Here is a 1,232-nt window from a genome sequence, read left to right on the forward strand (position 1 = left end):
GGTCGCGGGCCCCGTGCGGCATGGTGTACACGAGCCCCTCGATGGTGTGCCAGGAGCCGACCAGCACGCCCACCGGCATGTCGCGCCCGCGCCCCTTCGCCGACAGCAGCGCGGAGACCGCCGCGCTGTTGAACGCATCGGCGCCGATCCCATAGACCGTGTCGGTCGGCATGACAACCAGGCGGCCACCCTTGAGCGCTGCCGCGGCGGCGGCGATTCCGAGTGAGCGCTGATCGGGATCCGCACAGTCGAAGACGTCAGTCATGGGCGCCGCCCCTCCCCCGTTCCGCTCTCCTGCGGGCCGTGACGAACCGTGGCCGCCCGGTCAGGTCTCGGCGGGCCCGGACGTCGTCGAATGCCCCTGTGCGGTCGAACAATTCCACGGTCTGCGCCGCGGTGGTGTCATCGTGCTCGACGCCGATGAGTCCTCCCGGACACAGCCAGCGACCGGCGAGGCTGAGCAGCGGCGCGATCACCGCCATTCCGTCCGGGCCGGCGAAGACGGCCTGGTGCGGATCATGTTGCGCGACTTCGGGATCCAGCACAGCACCATCGGGAACGTAGGGCGGGTTGGCCACCACAAGGTCGACCCGGCCATCCAGATCGGCGAGCGGGCCCGGCTCGCCGGCCAGCTCTGTGACGTCGGCGCAGATCAGCTCGACCTCCGTGCCTTGCGCGTTGCGGCGGGCGTACTCGAGGGCGGCGTCAGAGTTGTCGATGGCGACGATTCGCGCCCCGGGCAAGTGGTGGGCCAGCGCCACCGCCAGGGCGCCCGACCCCGTGCACAGGTCGACGATGACAGGTCGCGGCGGAAGTTGTTGTGCCCTAGCCCATTCCAGCAGCGCTTCGGTCTCCGGGCGGGGTATGAAAACCCCGGGGCCGACGTGCAGGAGGACGGGCCCGAACGCCGCGGTCCCCAGCAGATGTTGCAGGGGAACACGTCGCGAGCGCGCGGCCACGACATCGCGGTAGCGCCCCAGGAAGTCCGCGTCCGGCGGGTCGAGCAGGGATAGGCGTCCGCGATCGGTGCCCGCCAGGTGCGCGGCCAGCTGTTCGGCATCCCAACGCGCAGAATCGATTCCCGCCTCGGCAAGGGTGGCCGCAGCATCGTCGATCGTGCGCCGCAGGCTGAGCTGGGTTGTCGCGCTTCTCCTCATCGTTTCACTCTGCATCGTCGCGCGACGTCATGCCTGTTGCAGCCGGCTCTGCTTGTCGGCGGCGGCCAGGGCGTC

General features: G+C 70.4%; 2 protein-coding genes. Both read right to left on the bottom strand.

What is annotated here, in order from left to right:
* Positions 1 to 265 (bottom strand): Sua5/YciO/YrdC/YwlC family protein (locus A5622_RS03295; protein WP_197507940.1); only part of this gene is annotated, 265 nt, incomplete at its 3' end.
* Entirely contained in the window at positions 258 to 1,157 is a 900-nt protein-coding gene (prmC, locus tag A5622_RS03300; protein ID WP_231997833.1) for a peptide chain release factor N(5)-glutamine methyltransferase, read from the bottom strand. The genes prmC and A5622_RS03295, both read right to left, overlap by 8 nt.
* Positions 1,158 to 1,232 lie beyond the last annotated feature (75 nt).

The sequence above is a fragment of the Mycobacterium sp. 1245801.1 genome (assembly GCF_001673055.1).
Classification (GTDB): domain Bacteria; phylum Actinomycetota; class Actinomycetes; order Mycobacteriales; family Mycobacteriaceae; genus Mycobacterium; species Mycobacterium europaeum_A.